The following is a 20,811-nucleotide window of genomic DNA, read 5'->3' on the forward strand; positions in this document are numbered from 1 at the left end:
ACTAACGAATAGAGCTGACTAAATCCAGCCAGCTCTATTCGTTAGTTAATTTACCTATTCTGCACTCGCTTGTTCGTTCACATACGACTCTGCAAGCTCAGTCAGCAGGTGATCTGTCTCTCCTTCCTGATCAAGCGTTTGCTGTAAAAGCGTAGCTGCGTCTTCGTAACCAAGAGTCCGGGCAATGTTGCGAAGCGTACCGTAAGATGCAATTTCATAATGCTCTACTTTTTGAGCCGCCATGATCAGCCCGCAGTCACGTACCAAAGTTCCTTTTTCCGTGCTTTCAATGATTTCGTTGGCTTCTGCGATCAGTCCCTCCATGGCAGCACATTTTTTTGCCTGCGCTTTTTCCCCTATTATTTCAAACACTTGCTCAACTGTGGCAACATGCTCCTCTGTCTGGGTCTTGTGAAGATCGAAAGCAGATTTCAATTCTTCCGAAGTAGCATTTTTTGAAAGCTTGTTAAGTGCTTTCGCCAGATTTTTCTCAGCCCAATAGATGTCTTTAAGGCCATCTACGAACAATTCTTTTAACTTTTCACCGTCTTGTTCTGTAATCTGTTTTTTTGCGGTGGTTTTACTTTTAGTCGTTTTCATACAATGATTTTTTAAAGTTAAGCGTTGATTTATCGCTGCGTCACTAGCAAATTATCGTGCCATAAAGACATGTAAAATACCTTTTGACTGCATTAATAAAAAACAATTTTTCATTCAGGATTTACACTTCAATTTTCCTGAGATTTTCCCGTGCCGGGTCAGTATCTATCCACATTTTAGCAACCTATTTATTGTCCTTGTACTTGAATTTCAAAAAGAGCATGGCTATGTTGAGGCATATTGTGAATAGGTTCGTTGAGATGATGGGAATATCTTTTTTGTCGAAACCATAATAAACCCACAGCGCGTTACCGGTGAGCAAAACAATAAACATGGTCATGGATACTTCGCTCGCTTTTTTCTTTTTGATCGTCGTTACCAGCTGCGGTATCACAGCAGAGGATGTGCAAATACCTGCAACCAAACCGAGGCCGTCTATAAATTCCATATCTTAATCATTATGTTGTGAGTGAACAGCCTGACATTTTAGTACAACCACACTGTGGGCAATTACAGGCAGGGTATCGGTATTGCAGATTGACTGCTTGCTTTCACCAATAAAATTTTCGGCGGTGTTAATTACAATACGCCATTCAGATCCGCACTCTTCATTTGGAAGGGCAAAATCCACATCCTCGCCTCCCGTGTGAAATATTATAAAGAAATGATCATCCTGTATTCTGTTGCCCTCCGGATCTACGCACCTGATACCTCTTCCATTAAGAAACACTCCGAAGGATCTGGCAATATCATCGTCCCATTGCTGATCGGGAATCTGGTGACCATCCGGTTTAAACCACATAATATCCTTTACATCCGAACCGGCAACAGGCTGGTCCTGGAACCAGCGGCGACGCCTGAAAGTAGGATGGTCCTGACAAAAGCGGATCAGGGATTTAGTGAAGGCAAACAGATTTAAATCGGCATTTTGCCAGTCGAGCCACGATATTTCATCATCATGACAGTCGGCGTTGTTATTTCCGTTTTGCGTCCTGCCGAATTCATCACCGGCAACCAGCATAGGCACGCCTTGTGAAAGGAACATGGTAGTCAGCAGGTTTCGTTTTTGCCTTTCACGAAGGGCGCTGATATCCGGATCATGGGTTGGCCCCTCTGCACCGCAGTTCCACGAGTGGTTATTGTTTTCGCCATCCTTATTGTCCTCCCCATTGGCTTGGTTGTGTTTCTGATCGTAGCTCACAAGGTCGTTGAGCGTGAAACCATCGTGTGCGGTGATCAGGTTGATACTGGCCGTAGGACGGCGGTAATCATTTTGATACAGATCAGGGCTTCCGGTAAAACGGTTTGCAAATGTTGTCATTTTGATATCTCTGCCCCGCCAGAAGTTTCGGATCTGGTCACGGTAAATTCCGTTCCATTCTCCCCAGCCAACGGGAAATTTTCCGACCATGTAACCATCTTCATTTATGTCCCATGGTTCGGCTATAAGCTTGACCTGTGAAATAATGGGATCCTGATAGATGATATTAAAAAATGAACTAAGCGTATCTGTGTCGTGCAAAGTGCGAGCAAGTGCTGAGGCAAGGTCGAAGCGAAAACCATCCACATGCATTTCAGTTATCCAATAACGGAGGCTGTCCATGATCAAGGCCAGTACATTGGGAAGCTGTACATTCAGTGTATTGCCCGTACCGGTATAATCCATGTAGTGGCGCTTCTGGTCATGCACCAAACGATAGTAGGAAGCATTGTCCAGTCCTTTAAACGATAAAGTTGGCCCGAAGTGGTTGCCTTCTGCCGTATGGTTGTACACCACATCCAGAATCACCTCAATTCCTGCCGAATGCAGCTCGCGAACCATTTGCTTAAACTCGGCGACTTGCCCGCCTGGCTCTTGGCTGCTGCTATACCTGGCGTCAGGAGCGAAAAAACCGAGCGTGTTGTATCCCCAATAGTTGGTAAGTCCTTTTTCAAGCAGGTGTTTATCCTGTACAAAATAATGAACAGGCATAAGCTCCACAGCTGTAATGCCCAATTCTTTAAAATACTTTATGGATGTCGGATGGGCGATAGCGGCATAAGTGCCGCGAATATCTTCTGGGATAGCTTCATGTAGTTTACTAAACCCCTTCACATGAACTTCATAAATGACAGTGTTGTGATAAGGAGTGTCCGGACGCTGGTCATGCTGCCAATCAAATTCAGGATTAATAGCCACAGCTTTTGGCATGAATCCGGCACTGTCAGCCTCATTGAAGCTTAGATCTTCCTGTTGACTTCCAATATGATATCCAAAAACCGAATCGTCCCATTCGATATCCCCGGTGATCGCTTTTGCATAGGGGTCAAGCAGTAATTTATTGGAGTTAAACCGATGCCCGTTTTGTGGTTCGTAAGGACCATGAACCCTGTAACCGTAAAGCTGGCCTGGCGTAAGTCCAGGAACATACACATGCCAGATATGATGGGTCACCTCCTCAATCTTAATTTTAACATGCTCATCAGACGCGTTTTTATCTTTAAAAAGGCAGAGTTCCACCCCATCGGCATTCTCCGAAAAAACAGCGAAATTAATGCCCTTCCCGTCCCAGGTTGCTCCGAGAGGATATGGTTTTCCCGGAAGTATTTTTATCTGTTCATCCCCTGTTGATTCCAAAAGTTCATTTTCTATTCGCCTTTCCATAACGCTGATTATTTGTGATTTTTAATGTGTTGAGTTTTGTTGGCCGCAAGCAGGACTTCTTATGCGATATCCTAGTGCTTTGCCAAACTTTTCAGCGGAAACTTAACTCATAGAATTTCCCGCCGCATTGACACTGATGTGTTAGTACGGCGGGGAAAAATTCAAGTTGCGATAAGTTTGTTCGGTCACGTTTATGCAAAGTCAAAAAGTGACCAGCATAATCTATTCATCATCTTTGTCGTGTCCTTGGGTCTTAACAATCTTGTTGTAAACCCCTAGCAATAAGAAGGGGGCAGCCCATTGACCCACAAATAAAGCGGTGTGCTTTCTTCCTGCAATTTTCAAAGCGAGCGATGCACCCATGGCACCCAACGCTGCCCAAAGGAATACATCCGATGGTAATTTTGCCGTTTGTTCTTCAATAGCTTCGGCTACTTTGCCTTCACCATGTGTGGCGTCTGTCAGATTTTCCATGTTCGTTTAACTTTTTAGTGAGGCGCCTAATCGCTAAAAATCGTACCTGCTCACATTGGGGAATATGTGATTGGCGTAGTTGATCAGATCTGATCAACTACGCCACCCTTGTACCAAAACAGCTGTGAAAACAAACTACAGGACTGGGATAAGCAAACCAGAGACTTCTGGCATAATTCTTATTGAGCGATGTCGGTTTTTTACCTGATAATTGCCTTACATATGACTACGACCACGCCAGAAGACTTGCTTTGTTTTTCCCACCTCAGGTGGGATATTGTATTTCAGCGCCCACAACATTTGATGACAAGGTTTACTGAAAGAGGAAATGTCTATTTCCTGGAAGAACCCGTGTTTGACAATCCGGACACACCTTACATTCCCCTTGAGAAAAAACAGCCAGGCTTATGGGTTTGCCTGCCTCATTTGCCTGCTGGCAGCTCACCTGATGAGGTGATCATCATGAATAAACTGCTGCTGGCATTTTTTGAACATCGTGATTGCAGTAAATTTATCTTTTGGTATTACACACCAATGGCCTACGAGTTTTCGGGGATGTTTGGTCCTGCAATGACCATCTACGACTGCATGGATGAGCTGGCTGCATTTGCTTTCATGAGTTTTTGTGCTGGAATGCGCCCATGCCAGATCCCCGCTGGCGTGGCCTTGCTGAGTTGCTTCAAGCAGCTTACCTCAGGTACCAAAAGCCTTTTATGCTTTCAGAAACAGGTCATCCTAAGGAAGACAGGCCCCTTTGGATTAATATGATTTCTCAGGAATGCGCTAAATTTCTCGAACGAAATCTACCACTACTGGGCGTTTGTATGTATCCTGTTATCGACCGGCCTGATTGGGATCATACTGAAATCTGGCACCACTCCGGTATTTGGGACCATGACTTTGCCAGCAAATACAGTCGCGTTTTACACCTTGAATCCGCAGTTGCGATTGTGAATGGACAGCAGCTTATTTCGAAAAGTCAGAAAAACAAATTTGCCCGCCTGTTGATGCGGTACTTCTGAAAGAGGAGAGTTACCGCTTCACATCTGCTATTCTGCTATTTTTGATAAAAATTGGATACATTTTGTTATCTGTTCTTTTCTCTGAAAGCCGATAACGTCAATCCAAAAATGATATGCGCAATGACCAGTTGGGTATAGAAACCTTTCCTGTCAGTTTGGGGAGGATTGCGATGGTTTTTGAATAAAATATCCCATGAGACCACCCCGGCTCCTCCAGCTAATGTGCCATACAAAAGCCCGTTTGCAGCAGACGGTCGTTTATTTGCGGAACCCAAAAGCAATTTGTAAACCACTGCAAAGACGACTCCGGTGAGGTAATGCAATCCCCACCCCGAAAACGCTGATGCTTTTTTGCTTGTTTGAAAAGTCTTTTTTACAAAGTTTCCAAGCAGCTTGGGCTCTTCGAAATTTTCGCCTTCTTTTTTCGAAATGCTGTAGCTGAACAGTGTCATTGTGGATGTGGCCACGATGGAACACAATAAGGTATTTCGAACTGATTTCATTAGAGATTTTAGATAAATGTGAAAGGTAGAATTCTATTGATTCGCTGTCCTAGAAAAATGTGTGCCATTGACAGTTGGTACAAAAGAGTCTCCGCAAGCAGGAGTGGAGGATGATTTAAGCAGGGCACATTACCAATCTATCTACCAGAGATTGTAGGTACGGGCAGGGTAAACATGATCCTGCAACATTAGAAAAAAGCGGTATGAGATTAGCAATCGTTGTTTGAGTTGTACCATTAAGGGGATAACAATTACTAGCTTGACCGATGGTACTTTTATCTTCGTCGACACGTTACTTCTTGTTCAGTCAGCCTGTGTTCGTCTGACAGTATATATTTAGCCCGGGAATATTGTTTCACTGCATCTTAATTTGCAATACAGCCGTGACGGTAAAGTTGGCATCGATGGCTAGAGTTAAAAAGGGGAGTGAACACTCGCTTCACCGAGTAGTGTTAGGACGATGCAGTTGAGTGTCTCCTTTTCTACTTAAAGTCGCATCGACATTAAGATGGCAAATTAACCAATAGAGAAATAACGCAAATAAGATAAAAAAAAGATATATCCATTTCAAAGGTGTTTTAAAAATTAGATCGAATCGATCTAACATATCATTCTTTCTTAAATCTTTGTCGGATGGAAATATCCAGCGCATAGCGAAGGGGATAGTTAAACGATTCAAGAGCCGAGTAGTTATTCATCGGTGCTTACTGACTCAAAGTTGATAAGAATTTCCTGTAATCTCAAGGTTTCGTTTTTGACGCTCACTTTGGAGATGTGGCGATAACGTAATTCTCCCATACAACTACAATGCCTCGCTTGCCAATAAACCGAAAAGTGTCTTGCTGGTTTGCGATCTTCGGATGGTATTTGTAATCTAGGACGATATATTAAGATCTGGCTCCTAATAGCCAAGCGGTATATTATTGAATCATTGCCATTTTGTTAGGCGTTAGGAATATCATTCTCTTGAGATGATATTTATTTCAAAAAATAAAAAACTTACCGAATTGAGCAGTATGTCAAGCTATGGCTTCGAAGTTCAAGTAAATGGAGAACAGTTGTGCAAGGCGGGAATTGATACCGATGGCCACGTCGTTACGTGCATACTCGATTCATTGCGCCGGATAAACGAACCAGATGAAGTACGTCTTACAGTCTCCGGACTTAATTCGGTTTCAGGCGAATATCCGGAATGGGTAAAACAGGAATTGAAGGAAGGGGACACTATTACGATCAAAGTAATAACCCAAGATTTCGATGCTCCCGACAGGATACGACCGACCATTTCAAAAGAGATGATGCTCGAAAATAAGTTACAATATTATTATAAATTGCGAGAAGAATTGAAAGAGCATCTACTGTGAAACCCCGGATTAGGCTAAGAGTTACCCACGGATTACAGCAAAGTTCACGTTAGAAAAAGGGCAGCATCCAGCAAGAAAAATCCATATTTTCAGCTTCTGAATAGATTTTCAAAAATACCAAGGTATTAGTCCAATCATAACCTCCGTTTTGTTTTAACCAGCGCTGTGAGACCTATTGTATAACTAACAATATGATAAACAGACAACCTCTGTGGTCGTAAAAGCTCTCACGAATGTGTACAAATGGATAAATGCAACAATTTCCACAACATTATGACTTGATCCAAAACTTAGCTGAATCTGATATCCAGGGAATACTATGGGTGCACGGTGAGAGACTTTCAAAAAAAAAGCGCCCTTTTGAGGCGCTTGTGATCCCGCTGGGATTCGAACCCAGGACCCATACATTAAAAGTGTATTGCTCTACCAGCTGAGCTACGGAATCATTATCGGTTTATTTTGAAACTGTTCGACTTCAGTTTTTGTGATCCCGCTGGGATTCGAACCCAGGACCCATACATTAAAAGTGTATTGCTCTACCAGCTGAGCTACGGAATCATTGTTGATTTGCTGTCCAACACAGTTGTCTGTCCCAAGGGCCTTGAACCCTTACCTCTACACTGCAACTACCTGCAGACTTGTATTGCTCTACCGACTGAGCCAGGGAAGAAGTGTATTTCTGTTATTCAGAAGTACATTTTTTAATTTTTCTTATTTCAATGAATCTCACAATTTGTTGGATTAGCCGTTGCGTTTTCCTTAATTGCGATGCAAAAGTAGAATTCTTAAAAGTATAATGCAAATCCTGTTCAATAAAAAACTGTCAATTTTCTTCCTGACTACCCTTTTTTCTTTCCAAAATCCGGTAATTTCAGCTAGTTTAAAAGAGTTAAAATCTGCTGATTCTCTGTTTGCTATGGCCAAGTATACGGAGGCAGAAATTTTGTACAAAAAAAATTTTCAAAACAACGAAAAAAATAATCCAAACCTGCTTTTGAAGCTGGCCTTTCTGTCAGAAAAGAGAAATAATTACACTTCCTGTCTCTATTACCTAAGTAAACTTGCCCTTACAAAACCTTCCAGAGCTCTTTTTGAAAAAATGGATAATTTGGCGAAAGAGCAAAATTTAACTGGCTATGAATTCGACGATTACAATTATTTTATAATTTTTTATCGCCGATATGGGGAGTACATTCCAATATTGCTCCTAACTTTGGGCGCATACATCGTTTTTATTATGGTATTAAAAACGAAACGGCACGAGTCAATTTTATGGATTCATAAGGTCTCTACGCTGGTGTATCTGCTGATCATTCTTGCAATGATAAATGCTCCATCACTATATAGAACTGCTGTAATCGCCAGTGATAACACATTTCTCAGAGAGGAGCCTTCATCGGCATCGGGAGTGGTGGAAGTGGTAAAAAAAGGTCATAAGCTCACGTTGTTCGGTTCTGTGGACCATTGGAACAGAGTAATTTGGAACAATAAAATCGTTTATATACGTAAAAATGACCTATTAGGCATCTGAACTATGGATGCTGGTATTATTTTTGTAACTGATAAGTTTATATTTAGTTTTAAGGGTTAACTTTTTTTTAAATTAATTGATGTATGAAAAAGCCGATGAAAAGTTTTTTACTGTTTATGATGAGTATTGCCGTGCTGGGTTCTGTAATGTCCTGCAAAGAGGAAGGACCTCACAAGGATGATATTGTGAAATTTACAGCAGCAATCAACGTTCAGCCAGCTGTGGGCACAGGCGCTTTTGAATACAATAAAGTTACCAAAGAACTTACCTACAACATTTCTTATAGTGGTGTAACACCAACAGCTGTAGCGATCAACAGAGCTGATCCGGGTTGGGAGAGAGGTTCTGCTTTGTTCCCGCTGTCAGGTTTCTCAACTTCTCAGGTAACAGGCAAAACGCGTGCACTTTCGGACGTTGAAGTAACTGCTTTGCTGGTTGGTCAGCTTTATGTTAACATCACTACGGCAGCGAATCCTACTAAAGAATACCGCGGACAAATTCTTCCGGTTGAATAAATCAACAAGAGTTTAAAACGAAGAAAGGGGCCATTTAAAGGCCCCTTTCTTCGTTTTACTTCTTCTTCTTTTTCTTCCTGCTTCCTTCGTAATCTTCCACTTCTTTCATAAGCGCATTCAGATCGTAGGTGGTATCTGCGGTGAAGTCTAGTGTCTCTGAATAATCCTGAGACGTTATTTTAACTACTTCCACAGGTTTATCAAGATAAACTTCTATTTCTTCCAGCAAAGCTTTCTCTTCCGGGCTACAGAACGACACTGCAAGCCCCTTTTGTGTGCCTCGCCCTGTTCGCCCTACACGGTGAACATAATTTTCAGGCTGCTCAGGTAAATCATAGTTAATCACATAGTCGACATTGGCAATATCAATTCCGCGTGAACTGATATCCGTCGCAACCAATACCTTCACTTTACCACTTCTAAACTCGTTTAATGCGGTCAACCGATCTGCCTGTTCTTTGTCGCCGTGTAAAGTAGCACTTTTTAATCCCATCCTATCCAAAGCACTGCATACCCTTTCAGCTCTCACTTTCGTTCTCACAAAAACCAATATCTTGCTTTCCGGATTTTCCTTGATGACCCTTTCCAGGAAAAAGCGTTTGTCGTCCATACCCACGAAAGCAACGGAATGGGTAATATTTCTGGCAACGGGATTATTAGGGGATATCTGAATACGTATCGCATTCTTCACCAGCGAATAGGCAAGCTTCTTAATTTTCTCATTGATAGTAGCAGAGAAAAACAGGGTTTGCCTGTTCTTGGGCAGGTGCTTAACAAGGTCCTGAATATCTTTGATAAAGCCCAGATCCAACATATGATCGGCTTCATCCAGCACGAGCATTTCAACCAGATTTAATTTAATGTGTCCCTGACTTACCAGGTCAAACATTCTTCCTGGTGTAGATATAAGCACATCAATACCTTTTTCGAGCTGAGCGATCTGAGGGCCTTGTTCCACGCCTCCGAATACACTGAATGCCTTTACTTTGGTATGCTTTGCAATTTTTTCAAAAACCCCTGTAATCTGTATAGCTAACTCTCTTGTGGGTACCATCACCACACATTTGATCCCTTCTGCTCTTGACGACACCTTTCTGCTATTCAAAACATCCACAATAGGAATGGCAAAAGCGGCAGTTTTCCCAGTACCTGTCTGTGCTATCGCAAGTACATCTTCACCCTTTAAAATAGCAGGAATAGCTTTAAACTGAATATCGGTGGGTTTCTTAAATCCGGCCTCGACCAGGTTTTTCTTTATCTCACTCGCAATGCGATAATCTTCAAATTTCATAAAAACACGTTTGCAGGCAATTGGTGTTCGCCTGATCTGATAAATAAGACTGTAAAGATACAGTTGTAATCGGGCATTTTATGGTTTATCCGTAAATGCCCTCATGGCTCGTAAAATCGGATACGGTTTTTCAATGCCATTAACTCTTCGTTCAGAACGCCAATTTTTTCAAGCAAAATATGAACAACCTCAATACCCTCCGGTGTCAGATCCAGTTCGTCATGCAGCCTGATCATTCTTTCAATCTGAGTTAAATGAGGGATTTTCAGGTAGCTTATCTCGCTGACAATCACAGTTTCAATCATCCCCATCGAAATCAAAGACTCTATAAATGGCTCACTCACATTGTAGTATATGCAAAACTTATCGGTGGCAATCAACTGATCCTTTTCCATTGCTACGAAGGTTTAAGATTTTGATAATTCCGTGAACAGTTCCTTCTGTTTATCAGTAAGATTAGTGGGAATCAAAATATTAAAGGTGATGTATAAATCTCCGAACTCACCGTCCCGTTTGTATACAGGGAATCCTTTTCCTTTCAATCTCACAACAGCGCCATTCTGGGTTTCCGGCTTAACAGGAAGTTTCACCTTCCCACTCAAAGTTTCTATCACCAATTCACCTCCCAATACGGCCGTATACAGGCTGATATCTTCTTTTACATGAATGTCATTCCCGCTTCTTCGATACCTGTCGCTCGCGGAAATGACAAATGTGATATACAAATCACCATTCGGGCCTCCATTCGCTCCAGGTCCGCCATGTCCGGCGACTTTTATTGTTTGTCCGTTTTCAACTCCTGCAGGAACCGTAATCCTTATATTTTTACCATTGACCGTAAGCGTTTGCTTGTGCGAAGTATAAGCATCCTCCAGATTAAGCTGAAGCTCAGATTTATAATCCTGCCCTCTGAACCGGGCCTGACGTCCGCCATAACCACCGGATGATCCAAACATAGATTCGAAGAAATCTGAAAAACCGCCGCCTTCATTTCCTGAATACCAGGAACTCTCCTGAGCACGCGACCGCGACTGACGGGCGCGTTCATATTCCTCGCCGTGCTGCCAGTCTTTTCCGTACTGATCATATTTCTTCCTCTTCTCAGGATCACTCAGCACTTCGTTGGCTTCGTTCAATTCCTGAAATTTCTTTTGGGCCTCTTTATCGTCAGGGTTCAGGTCGGGATGGTATTTCCTTGCCAGCTTCCTGTACGCATTTTTAATTTCTTTATCGGTTGCTGTTTTTTGCAAACCGAGTATCTGATAGTAATCGACAAATGACATCGTTTATAAGCTGTTGAGTGACGAAGATGATGAACAGAAGAATATTATTTTCTATCAAGCATTTGTATGTACAAGTCTTCTACTTTTTTCCTTGCCCAAGGCGTTTTGCGCAAAAACTTCAGACTCGACTTCACACTGGGTTCAAATCTGAAACTGTTTATATTAATATGGTACCCCATTTGTTCCCAGCCATAGTAGTCAACCAATTCGTTCAGGATGGTTTCAAGTGTTTTTCCGTGTAAAGGATTGTTGGGCTGCGTCGACATCTTTTTCTGATTGATATATAATTTACGGTAAAATTCATTAGAATTAATAATAATTGTGCTTAACTATTAGTTCAAAAATACGAGCTTGTTATGGAAAAAGTAAAATGGGGGATCATTGGCTGCGGGAATGTAACCGAAGTAAAAAGTGGTCCGGCATTTAATAAAGTAGAAAATTCGGAGTTGGTTGCCGTTATGCGAAGAGATGCAGGGCTGGCTGCAGACTACGCCCGTCGTCACCATGTGCCCAAATGGTACGATAATGCCGACGCATTGATTAATGACCCCGAAGTTAACGCCATATATGTCGCTACACCGCCCGATACCCACGAGCTATATGCCATCAAGGCGATGCAGGCAGGTAAGCCGGTTTATGTAGAGAAGCCCATGGGTAGAAATACTGCTGAATGTCAGCGCATGATTGATGTAAGCGAAAAGACAGGTGTTCCGCTTTTTGTTGCCTATTACCGTCGTGCAATGCCTTATTTTCAGAAAGTAAAAGAACTTGTTGATAGTGGTTTAATCGGAGATATAAGGTTTGTCCACATTTCCCTCCAATGGCAGCCCCATGAAGAAGAAACTGGTAAACTTGTAAAAACACGATGGCGTGTCGATCCGGAGATATCTGGTGGCGGGCATTTTCATGACCTTGCATCTCATCAATTCGATTTCTTGGAATATGTCTTTGGTCCAGTGAAATATGCCAGCGGAATCACAGCGAATCAGGCAGGGTTATATACCGCAGATGATATTACTGTTGCGAACTGGGAGTTCGAGTCGGGAGTGCTAGGCACTGGGAGTTGGTGTTTTACAGTGAGCAGGGAACAGCGGCAAGATGAAGCAAGAATTATGGGGTCCAAAGGACAAATCATATTCTCATTTTTCGAAAAATTTGATATCACCGTTATTACTGAAAAAGGAACTGAAGTATTTAAGATTCCGTATCCGGAACACGTTCAACAACCACTTATTACACAAATCGTAGGAGAACTCATTGGAAAGGGGCAGGCTGTAAGTACAGGAAAAACGGGTATAAGATCCAATTTAATCATAGATATGATCACCGGGAAAGCATGATGTTGATGTAAAGCCGGAGCGGACTCAAATTAACATCACATTAGGAATACCAAAATAGGAGTCATTAAGTTATTTTTACACCAATCATTTTAAACCAAAGGTCATGGCAAAAGGAAAAAACCTCGATAAAGGCAGTACGAAAAAGGAGCCTGAAAAAAACCTGAAAGAAAAAAGAGCCGAGAAGAAAGCTAAGAAAGACGGTAAAAAGGATTACTAGCATTCATAAAAAATGGCAGTCACCTGTGTGAACTGCCATTTTTTATGCTCAATATATTTCGCGGTTGGTTTTGTACTTGGCCAATCGTTTCTTAGAGCGGACAATTTTAGAATGAATTTTATTCTTTTCAGCGGGTGTCATCACATTATCAGCATTGGCCTTTTCTATAGCCAGTTTGATGATTTCCTGTTCTCGTTTCAGTTTACCATACTCGACTTCGGTCAGTTTTCCTGATTTCCTGGCGGCATCAATCTGCCCGTTCAATTTCCGAAGTTCTGCATTGAAATTCTGACCATAGCTTTTTTGGCCTGCTATCAGTAACGTAACGACAATCATTGTTTTCCAAAAACGCATCATTCCAGGTTTATATGTAACATCACTCGTAACCTTTGCCTTTCAGGTCAAGAGCAGCCTCGTTTTTAAGAATCGCTATAAAGTCTGTATGCGTCATAGGCTGACTAAACATCGGAAAATCATTTTTGATGGCATTATCGTGCTCCTCCTGGCTTAAAGTTGCACAACAATCGGTCAATGATATCACATTGTAACCTTTGTCGTATGCAGTCCTCATAGTAGATTCTACGCAGCAATTGGTCAAATATCCTGCCAGTGCAATGTTTTTAATACCTCTGCTGCGAAGCACGAAATCCAGATTGGTACTCGCAAAACCGCAGAAACTTCTTTTCCCTTCGATGACTATTTCACCGGACAAAGGAGCCAGAGGCTCTGCGAATTCGGTTCCCCAGGTATTTTTCTTGAAAGCCCCGTTATCTACAACACCCTTCATAATTCCATAAGGATTGGGTGTCACCTCATGGTAATCGTCGGTAAAGGAAATGGGTACATGTATTACATTAATTCCTGCCTCCCGCGCTTCCTTCACAGTTTCTGCTGCATTATTAAGCATATCGGTTGCATCCATCACACCCTTCACAGCGCCATGAAAAATACCCCCTTCGGTGGTAAAGTCATTCTGAAATTCGATCAGCACAATAGCTGTTTCACTTGGGTTAAGGCTCATATGATTTGGATTAGTGGTTAGTAGTTAAAGTAATCTAACGGTTATATTAACATAAAACATTGTCAGTTTCCGGTTTTAACACTAAAATAATCTCTTCAACAGCATTGAAGCTCACAATCCATTGTTCTATTCTGCTCTAAACTGAGGAAGAAATTACTCAGATAATCCAATGAGCAGATACGGATCATGAGATAACAAATGATTGATTATTAGATTACTTAATCATTAAAATGGGATTAGCAGCAGCCTGGAATTAACTTTTATATAACAAATATGACATCAACTCAAAAATCAGAAAAGATGAAAAAGATTCTAATTAAGGCATTGTGCATGGCAGCAGTTGCTATGGGAGTTTCTACAACAAGTTTCGCTCAGTTTTCGATAGGATTACAAGGCGGAGTTGCCAAATCTAACGTTGAAGATTCAAAAACGATTGCTGGTGGAGGTCTTAATCTTCGTGTATTCGCTTCACCTCAATTGGCAATTGGCGTTGCCGGAAAGATTTATGCGGATGGAAGTAAGTATACCTTTGCCGGTCAAACCTTCGAAACTACGGGACGGGTTACACCAGTGACAGGTACCATCGATTATTTCTTCACAACTGGCGTTGTGAGACCCTACATCGGAGGCGATGCCGGGGTGTACTTTTCAGGCTATGATGCCAAGTACAACGGCAATACCATTTTGGAATCACAAAAACACAGCAATTTTGGAGCTGCGCCGCGGGCGGGTTTCGTATTTGCCTTTGGAAACCTTGGAATTCAGGTAGAGGGGATTTATCACTTCGTGTTTGGAAACAAAAATTACAGCGCTAACACAGGATCGGCTAATAACATTGATTTTGAATCCACTTCAAAATTCGGAGGTGTTAATGTCGGATTAATTTTCGGTCTGGGAGGAAAGTAGACACTGAAAAACGTCATTTTCACAAAAGGGTGCTCAAACGTGGGCATCCTTTTCTTTTTGGGCAAATCAACGAAAGGAATATACCTTTGCTGCAACAATTATTGAAAGTCCAATTATGTCACCAGTGTCGTTCGAAGGGGATCTTTATCATTCCGGTTCATTCTTTGAGCAGGTCACGCAGTTCTGCAACGGAATAGGATTCGCATGGGAATCCGGTACGGTAGCGGAAAGTAAATTTCAAGCTGTTACCTTGTTCAGGCACTCGAAGAAAGTACTTACCATTGTACTGATTGACTACAATAACTGGTTACTCTCCGAAGCTCTCAACAGATATGAGGTTGCATTTGAATATGTCTCAGGCATACGGCAACAAGGGACAAGCGCTGTGATTTTATGGGAAGATCAATGGGTTAACTCTCAAAAGATTGTTATTTCAAGAGTCAAGGCGCTTCTTGGAATTTCGGTACGTATTCCTGGCAGACTTACCTATCAGGCGCGCATTGATAAATCCTCGGCAGATTCATTTTTAAATCAACATCATCTGCAAGGCAACGTATCCTCTAAGTATAGGTATGGATTATTCCTGCCCGTCCGCTACTTCAGAGTGTTACCGGAGGATTTCAGTATTAATGATCTTAACAGCGATCTGCTGGTGGCAGTAGCAACATATAGTAATGCCAAAATATTTCCACGTGATGGATATTCTCATCGTTCCTGTGAACTTATCAGGTTCGCCAATCATTGTGATACCACAGTTGTGGGTGGTATTGATAAAATGGTCAAAGCGTTTGTTACAGAATTCCAACCGGATGACATTATGACCTACGCAGATCTGGAATGGTCCGATGGTGCTTCCTACCAAAAACTGGGATTTGAGTACTTCTCGCACAGAACTGCCATATCTTTTTTCCTGAACATGCAGGAGCACACACGGCATACTTCAAATCTCGATGTAACAGCTGGCGTCTTTCTACCCATCACCAATGCAGGAAGCAAAAAATTTGTAAAAAGAACTAAAAATTGAAACCATTATTAGTCATTCTCGGACCAACTGCCTCGGGCAAGACAAAGCTCGCCGTGAAGGTTAGCAAGCTTATTCATGGCGAGATAATCAGCGTTGACTCACGACAGATTTATCGTGGTATGGATATCGGAACGGGAAAGGATCTGCATGAATACACGATTGACAGAATTGATATTCCTTATCATCTTATTAATATTCGTGATGCCGGTGAACAGTATAATGTAAATGATTTCCATCGCGATTTCTCAAAAGCCTACGCCGAATTAGATGATCGCGGCTCAACTACAGTGCTCTGCGGCGGAACAGGCTTCTATCTTCATTCCATACTGACCGGCCACGCTTTTAACGCTATACCTGTAAATGAGGAACTCCGATCACTGTTAATTAATTTATCAAAAGAAGAATTGACCGATCGTTTCCACACCTATAATACCGAGTATCAAAAATTAGCAGATACTTCTACCCATAAACGGCTAATACGCGCCATTGAAATTTCACAATATCTGACGCAAAACCCTGAGTTAGCTCAGGACTGGAATCAGTCCGTAGAAAAACCAGAAGCCGTCATTTATGGTTTGAACCCTCCGGTCGAGATTCGCAGAGAAAGAATCTCTGCCCGGCTCAATGCAAGACTTGCGGAAGGAATGATTGAAGAGGTAGAGCGTTTGATGGCCTCCGGTTTAACTCCGGCGCAGCTGATTTATTATGGTCTTGAATACAAATACATTACCTTATATCTGACCGGTCAATTGAGTCTTACCGAGATGAAAGCCCGACTGGAAACAGAAATTCATCGTTTTGCGAAACGGCAAATGACATTTTTCCGAAAGATGGAAAAAGATGGTTTATACATCCATTGGATCAATGCCATGATGGAGACAGGGGAACAGTCCGAATTTGTCGTCTCACATTATGAAGAAGCAATCAACCGATTACATTAAAGTACTTTAACCAAAATCCATTTTTAACTCAATGAACCGAAAAATAAGCAGCTTACTATTGCTTCTTCTCCTTACCATAACTGATGCTTACCTGCTGTCGCATCCAAATCTGATCGGACGACTGGGTATTTTGATTTACAAACACACTTATATCAAGAATTTTCCAACGGCACTTATGACCGTTTTTTTGGTTGTAGGCATCTCATTATTAATATGCGAAGGGGTTCGCAGGTATGCAGGTCTTAAAGCGCAGTTAATTTGTTTTTCCTTGTTTTTAATTGTTTCTCTCGTCTGGCTGGCTTATGTTTACAACACGTTTTCTACGTTTTCTTATCGTATTACGGGGAAAGCCTTCATCTATGGCGCTCATTTACTGCCGGTAATACTGGGTGGAATGTATGCGAGATATCTTGTTAAAGCATTTATCGACAACTTTAATAAGCCGGAGCAGGAAAAAGTACAGGAACCGGCCGGGCTACCTGGCAACACACACATAATTCGTTAAGCGAACGAAATTTGGTTTTCAATAGAATAGTATTATTAATCCTTTGATTTGTGAAATAAAATTGCTAACATCTTGAATTTTTACAAATAAAACGGAGATAATAATAGAAAGTACAGCGTTTTTTAAGATATTGCAGCTTGTGTTTTCCGCATCTCTATTCGTATTGATAATCCGAATTAACACAAATTTAATTTTGTTGAGCAGGTAATTTTCAGAGTTTTTATTCCTTTGTCTTACCATGAAATCATCAACACTTTATTAACATTAACATTTTTATTTTATCTAATTAATATGTCCCAAATAGCTGAATTAACCCTTGAAGGTAAAACTTACCAATTCCCGATTGTAGAAGGTAGTGAACAGGAGAAAGCGATTGATATAGCGAAACTGCGTGATCAAACCGGATATATTACAATTGATGCCGGCTACAAAAATACCGGTGCAACAAAAAGTGCAATCACTTTCCTGGATGGAGAAGAAGGCGTACTGAATTACAGGGGTTATTCAATTGAGGAACTAGCAGAAAAATCGTCATTCCTGGAAGTATCGTATCTTTTGATCTACGGAGAACTTCCTACGACACAGCAGCTTGCTGATTTCGAATATGAAATAAAAACGCATACGCTTGTTAACGAAGACATGCGTAAAATTTTTGAAGGGTTTCCGGTGAATGCGCACCCAATGGGCGTTTTGTCGTCGCTGGTAAGTGCAATGAGCGCTTTCTATCCTGAAAATGCAGATCAGGATCCTGAAGAAGTAACACAGCTTCATATCATCCGCCTGCTTGCTAAACTTCCTACAATTGCAACCTGGTCGTACAAAAAATCACAGGGGCATCCGGTTAATTACCCTAAGAATGACCTTGACTACTGCTCAAACTTCCTGAACATGATGTTCTCTTTGCCAGTAGCCAATTATGAAGTAGATCCTGTTGTCTCAGCAGCCTTAAACAAATTGCTGATTCTGCATGCTGATCACGAACAAAACTGCTCGACTTCTACAGTAAGACTTGTAGGTTCTTCTCATGCAAATATCTACTCATCTATCTCTTCCGGAATCAGTGCTCTTTGGGGACCACTTCATGGTGGTGCTAACCAGGAAGTAATTGAAATGCTTGAAGCGATTCGTCAGGATGGCGGAGATACGCAGAAGTACATTGATATGGCAAAAGATAAGACCAGCGGATTCCGTCTGTTTGGTTTTGGACACCGTGTTTATAAAAACTTTGATCCACGTGCCCGTATCATCAAGAAAGCTGCGGACGATGTATTGAACAAACTGGGTATTAATGATCCGGTTCTTGAAATTGCACAACAACTGGAAAAAGCAGCTTTGGAAGACGAATACTTCGTGTCACGCAAGCTGTATCCAAACGTGGATTTCTATTCAGGCATTATTTACCGTGCTTTGGGCATCCCTACAAATATGTTTACAGTGATGTTTGCAATAGGCCGTCTTCCGGGATGGATTGCACAGTGGAAAGAAATGCGTACCAACAAGGAACCAATCGGTCGTCCACGTCAGGTTTATACAGGAGCTCCAAAAAGAGCGTTTATTCCGATCAATGAGAGATAATTAAAAATACAAAATACTTGAAAAAGCGTCCTGAGATCTTCAGGGCGCTTTTTTTGATTTTAACTCTTTATTTTTCAATACATTAACCTCAAATCTACTCAATCAACGTATTTTTAAGTTAATAAATGTATAAATACGTTGTATAACTGAAAAATACGTTATACATTTGAAATATGGAAGCTTTAACCAAAACAGAGGAGAAAGTGATGCAGATTTTATGGGATCTGAAAAGCGGATTCGTGAAGGATGTCATCGACAGGCTGGGAGAGCCTACTCCTTATAATACCATTTCATCACTCATCAGAATTCTGGAAAAGAAAGGTTTTGTAGGGCACAAAGCTTACGGAAAAACACACGAATACTTTCCTGTTATTTCGAAAGCAGAGTACCGAAAGTTTACCTTTCAAGGGTTTCTTTCCAACTATTTTGAGGGAGCGCCGGAAAATGTGATATCATTTATGGTGAAAGAGGAAAATATTGATCCTGATGATATTCAGAAAATGCTGAAGATGTTGGAAAATAACGATAACAACATAGAGAAAAATGATCAATAGCTACAGCATCTGGTTATTACAAGCCTCGTTGGGTATCGGGATGCTCGCAGTTGTATATGAGTTACTGCTCAGAAAACTTACTTTTTTCAACCTCAATCGCCTTTTACTGATAGCCGGACTAATCTTTTGCCTGATAATTCCGCTAATCCCTTTACCGTCACTGGCTGGTCTTTTCAATCACGAGACAGTATCTCACTATCAGTTGATCATCAATCCTTATCAACTCGTACATATAGATACAGACCTATCTGTTGACAGTAATTACGATCATTCCTTAAAAACAGATATCCTGGGTATTGCAGGAATCTTACTGTTGTCAATGTACATTGCCGGGGCAATTCGTAAAATGGTCATGCTGCTTTCGGCACTAAAGTCAGTTCTCGAACTGCAACGAAATTCCCGGCTAATCGCACACGAAGGCAAGATTCGAATATACCTGCAGAACGAACTTCCTACCTTTTCCTTTGCCAATAGCATTTTTCTGCACGAAGACATAGAACAACTCAATGAGCATGAAAAGCAATACGTGCTGCTTCACGAAAAGACACATATACGACAGAAGCATACACTTGACATTCTGCTTTATGAGATTACAGGGATTGTTTTATGGTTTCATCCGGCAATCAAATATTTGTCAGATGCATTAAAAGAACTGCATGAATATCTGGTAGACAGCCACATAGCATCGCACGGAAAACCTGTATCCCAATATGGCTTACTATTGGTGAAACTTGCCTCACAGAAGTCTAAAGGGCCAGGAGTAATCAACTCCTTTTCAAATACAAGCACATTAAAACGTATTGAAATGTTAACTAAACCAAAATCCAGATCTATGCAAAAGCTCAAATTTCTCGCAATGTTACCATTAGGTATACTGTTAACAGCCGCCTGTTCCTTTATGCAGCCGAATGAAGAGTCCAAAAGCGAAAAGCCATTCGAAACTGATACAAACAACTCAGCCTTAGAAAATTCAATGAGAATTGGCAAAATAACGTGGCAGGGTAATTCCAAATTTTCTGCGGCAGAGCTATCAGACATGCTTGGTGTGAAGCCTGGAGACTTCTATGATTCTACGAAGATATATGATCGCATTTGGACGTACAGCAATGAGGGAATTGCAGCCAGGTATATGAATGACGGATATTTGTTTTTCCGTGTAGATGTATCAGACAGTGCCGTACAAAATAAGGTGAATCTAATCTTTGAAGTAAATGAAGGCCAAAAGGCTAGAATCGGTAAAGTGATTGTAAAAGGAAATCAGAAGATAACAACTAATGAGGTTCTAAATCTTATCGGTATCAAGGAAGGAGAACCATTCAACAGGTCGAAGCTTATCTTAGCTCAAAAAGCGCTTGCAGAATCGGGATACTTTGATGCAAAGAATGTAAATATCAATCCGATACCCGATCATACATCATTTGCTAATAATTCAATCGGGAAAACAGACATCGAATTTGCCGTGAAGGAAATATAAGTCATCGCCCCGGGTATGCATGAGCCG

At 41.4% G+C, this 20,811-nt stretch carries 24 protein-coding genes and 2 tRNA genes; 13 read left to right on the plus strand and 13 right to left on the minus strand.

Features of this window, described 5'->3' with window-relative positions:
• Positions 1 to 54: 54 nt before the first annotated feature.
• The 4 genes from DSL64_RS00145 to DSL64_RS00160 form a co-directional block, all read right to left on the minus strand.
• Positions 55 to 600, minus strand: coding sequence for a YciE/YciF ferroxidase family protein (locus tag DSL64_RS00145; protein ID WP_115828625.1), 546 nt, complete (start codon positions 598 to 600; stop codon positions 55 to 57).
• A gap of 184 nt (positions 601 to 784) precedes the next feature.
• Entirely contained in the window at positions 785 to 1,048 is a 264-nt protein-coding gene (locus tag DSL64_RS00150) for an SWEET family sugar transporter (protein WP_115828626.1), read from the minus strand.
• 3 nt (positions 1,049 to 1,051) lie between these two features.
• Positions 1,052 to 3,244, minus strand: coding sequence for a glycogen debranching protein GlgX (glgX, locus tag DSL64_RS00155; protein ID WP_115828627.1), 2,193 nt, complete (start codon positions 3,242 to 3,244; stop codon positions 1,052 to 1,054).
• Positions 3,245 to 3,466: 222 nt separating this feature from the next.
• Positions 3,467 to 3,718: a hypothetical protein gene (locus tag DSL64_RS00160; protein ID WP_115828628.1), complete on the minus strand. Its 252-nt coding sequence runs from the start codon at positions 3,716 to 3,718 to the stop codon at positions 3,467 to 3,469.
• Positions 3,719 to 3,940: 222 nt separating this feature from the next.
• Here DSL64_RS00160 and DSL64_RS00165 point away from each other — a divergent pair, with 222 nt between their 5' ends.
• Together DSL64_RS00165 and DSL64_RS00170 are read left to right on the plus strand one after the other, a co-directional pair.
• On the plus strand, positions 3,941 to 4,486 hold the full coding sequence (locus tag DSL64_RS00165) for a glycosyltransferase family protein (RefSeq protein ID WP_147300307.1): 546 nt from the start codon (positions 3,941 to 3,943) through the stop codon (positions 4,484 to 4,486).
• On the plus strand, positions 4,483 to 4,740 hold the full coding sequence (locus DSL64_RS00170; protein ID WP_147300308.1) for a hypothetical protein: 258 nt from the start codon (positions 4,483 to 4,485) through the stop codon (positions 4,738 to 4,740). The genes DSL64_RS00165 and DSL64_RS00170 overlap by 4 nt, the downstream gene beginning before the upstream one ends.
• A gap of 65 nt (positions 4,741 to 4,805) precedes the next feature.
• Here DSL64_RS00170 and DSL64_RS00175 read toward each other — a convergent pair whose 3' ends face one another.
• On the minus strand, positions 4,806 to 5,243 hold the full coding sequence (locus DSL64_RS00175) for a hypothetical protein (RefSeq protein WP_147300309.1): 438 nt from the start codon (positions 5,241 to 5,243) through the stop codon (positions 4,806 to 4,808).
• Between the two features lie 971 nt (positions 5,244 to 6,214).
• Here DSL64_RS00175 and DSL64_RS00180 point away from each other — a divergent pair.
• Complete coding sequence (locus DSL64_RS00180; protein ID WP_115828632.1) at positions 6,215 to 6,607, plus strand: hypothetical protein; 393 nt, start codon at positions 6,215 to 6,217, stop codon at positions 6,605 to 6,607.
• A gap of 372 nt (positions 6,608 to 6,979) precedes the next feature.
• On the opposite strand, the gene DSL64_RS00185 is transcribed toward DSL64_RS00180, so the two are convergent.
• Positions 6,980 to 7,052 (minus strand) — tRNA-Lys (locus DSL64_RS00185).
• A gap of 40 nt (positions 7,053 to 7,092) precedes the next feature.
• Positions 7,093 to 7,165 (minus strand) — tRNA-Lys (locus DSL64_RS00190).
• A gap of 238 nt (positions 7,166 to 7,403) precedes the next feature.
• On the opposite strand from DSL64_RS00190, the gene DSL64_RS00195 reads away from it, so the two are divergent.
• Both DSL64_RS00195 and DSL64_RS00200 read left to right on the plus strand, forming a co-directional pair.
• Entirely contained in the window at positions 7,404 to 8,138 is a 735-nt protein-coding gene (locus DSL64_RS00195) for an SH3 domain-containing protein (protein ID WP_229216897.1), read from the plus strand.
• An 83-nt stretch (positions 8,139 to 8,221) separates the two neighbouring features.
• Complete coding sequence (locus DSL64_RS00200) at positions 8,222 to 8,653, plus strand: CHRD domain-containing protein (protein ID WP_115828633.1); 432 nt, start codon at positions 8,222 to 8,224, stop codon at positions 8,651 to 8,653.
• Between the two features lie 55 nt (positions 8,654 to 8,708).
• Here the strand turns inward: DSL64_RS00200 and DSL64_RS00205 are convergent, their stop codons facing one another.
• The 4 genes from DSL64_RS00205 to DSL64_RS00220 all read right to left on the minus strand — a co-directional run bounded on the left by DSL64_RS00205 (position 8,709) and on the right by DSL64_RS00220 (position 11,493).
• Positions 8,709 to 9,944: a DEAD/DEAH box helicase gene (locus DSL64_RS00205; protein ID WP_115828634.1), complete on the minus strand. Its 1,236-nt coding sequence runs from the start codon at positions 9,942 to 9,944 to the stop codon at positions 8,709 to 8,711.
• A gap of 101 nt (positions 9,945 to 10,045) precedes the next feature.
• A complete protein-coding gene (locus tag DSL64_RS00210; RefSeq protein ID WP_115828635.1) occupies positions 10,046 to 10,339 on the minus strand; it encodes a chaperone modulator CbpM in 294 nt (97 codons plus the stop codon).
• Positions 10,340 to 10,351: 12 nt separating this feature from the next.
• On the minus strand, positions 10,352 to 11,227 hold the full coding sequence (locus tag DSL64_RS00215) for a DnaJ C-terminal domain-containing protein (RefSeq protein ID WP_115828636.1): 876 nt from the start codon (positions 11,225 to 11,227) through the stop codon (positions 10,352 to 10,354).
• A gap of 44 nt (positions 11,228 to 11,271) precedes the next feature.
• A complete protein-coding gene (locus DSL64_RS00220) occupies positions 11,272 to 11,493 on the minus strand; it encodes a VF530 family protein (protein ID WP_115828637.1) in 222 nt (73 codons plus the stop codon).
• 90 nt (positions 11,494 to 11,583) lie between these two features.
• Here DSL64_RS00220 and DSL64_RS00225 point away from each other — a divergent pair, with 90 nt between their 5' ends.
• Positions 11,584 to 12,567, plus strand: a complete 984-nt coding sequence (locus DSL64_RS00225) for a Gfo/Idh/MocA family protein (protein ID WP_115828638.1) — start codon at positions 11,584 to 11,586, stop codon at positions 12,565 to 12,567.
• Positions 12,568 to 12,832: 265 nt separating this feature from the next.
• On the opposite strand, the gene DSL64_RS00230 is transcribed toward DSL64_RS00225, so the two are convergent.
• Both DSL64_RS00230 and DSL64_RS00235 read right to left on the minus strand, forming a co-directional pair.
• Complete coding sequence (locus DSL64_RS00230) at positions 12,833 to 13,141, minus strand: hypothetical protein (RefSeq protein ID WP_229216898.1); 309 nt, start codon at positions 13,139 to 13,141, stop codon at positions 12,833 to 12,835.
• 19 nt (positions 13,142 to 13,160) lie between these two features.
• The gene (locus DSL64_RS00235) at positions 13,161 to 13,805 is read right to left on the minus strand and encodes a cysteine hydrolase family protein (protein ID WP_115828639.1); all 645 of its coding nucleotides are present in this window, start codon (positions 13,803 to 13,805) and stop codon (positions 13,161 to 13,163) included.
• Positions 13,806 to 14,105: 300 nt separating this feature from the next.
• Between DSL64_RS00235 and DSL64_RS00240 the strand changes: the two genes are divergently transcribed.
• The 7 genes from DSL64_RS00240 (at position 14,106) to DSL64_RS00275 (ending at position 20,784) form a co-directional block, all read left to right on the plus strand.
• On the plus strand, positions 14,106 to 14,711 hold the full coding sequence (locus DSL64_RS00240) for a porin family protein (protein ID WP_115829117.1): 606 nt from the start codon (positions 14,106 to 14,108) through the stop codon (positions 14,709 to 14,711).
• 115 nt (positions 14,712 to 14,826) lie between these two features.
• Positions 14,827 to 15,735: a hypothetical protein gene (locus DSL64_RS00245; RefSeq protein ID WP_115828640.1), complete on the plus strand. Its 909-nt coding sequence runs from the start codon at positions 14,827 to 14,829 to the stop codon at positions 15,733 to 15,735.
• Positions 15,732 to 16,676, plus strand: a complete 945-nt coding sequence (miaA, locus tag DSL64_RS00250) for a tRNA (adenosine(37)-N6)-dimethylallyltransferase MiaA (protein ID WP_115828641.1) — start codon at positions 15,732 to 15,734, stop codon at positions 16,674 to 16,676. Before DSL64_RS00245 ends, miaA begins: the two co-directional genes overlap by 4 nt.
• 31 nt (positions 16,677 to 16,707) lie before the next feature.
• Positions 16,708 to 17,181, plus strand: coding sequence for a hypothetical protein (locus tag DSL64_RS00255; protein ID WP_115828642.1), 474 nt, complete (start codon positions 16,708 to 16,710; stop codon positions 17,179 to 17,181).
• A 291-nt stretch (positions 17,182 to 17,472) separates the two neighbouring features.
• Positions 17,473 to 18,756: a citrate synthase gene (locus DSL64_RS00265; protein ID WP_115828644.1), complete on the plus strand. Its 1,284-nt coding sequence runs from the start codon at positions 17,473 to 17,475 to the stop codon at positions 18,754 to 18,756.
• A 173-nt stretch (positions 18,757 to 18,929) separates the two neighbouring features.
• Positions 18,930 to 19,310 (plus strand): BlaI/MecI/CopY family transcriptional regulator, encoded by a 381-nt coding sequence (locus DSL64_RS00270; RefSeq protein WP_115828645.1) that lies wholly within the window; start codon positions 18,930 to 18,932, stop codon positions 19,308 to 19,310.
• On the plus strand, positions 19,300 to 20,784 hold the full coding sequence (locus DSL64_RS00275; RefSeq protein WP_115828646.1) for a M56 family metallopeptidase: 1,485 nt from the start codon (positions 19,300 to 19,302) through the stop codon (positions 20,782 to 20,784). Before DSL64_RS00270 ends, DSL64_RS00275 begins: the two co-directional genes overlap by 11 nt.
• Positions 20,785 to 20,811: the final 27 nt, after the last annotated feature.

Origin of the sequence: Dyadobacter luteus, from assembly GCF_003383615.1 — a bacterium.
Lineage (GTDB): Bacteria > Bacteroidota > Bacteroidia > Cytophagales > Spirosomataceae > Dyadobacter > Dyadobacter luteus.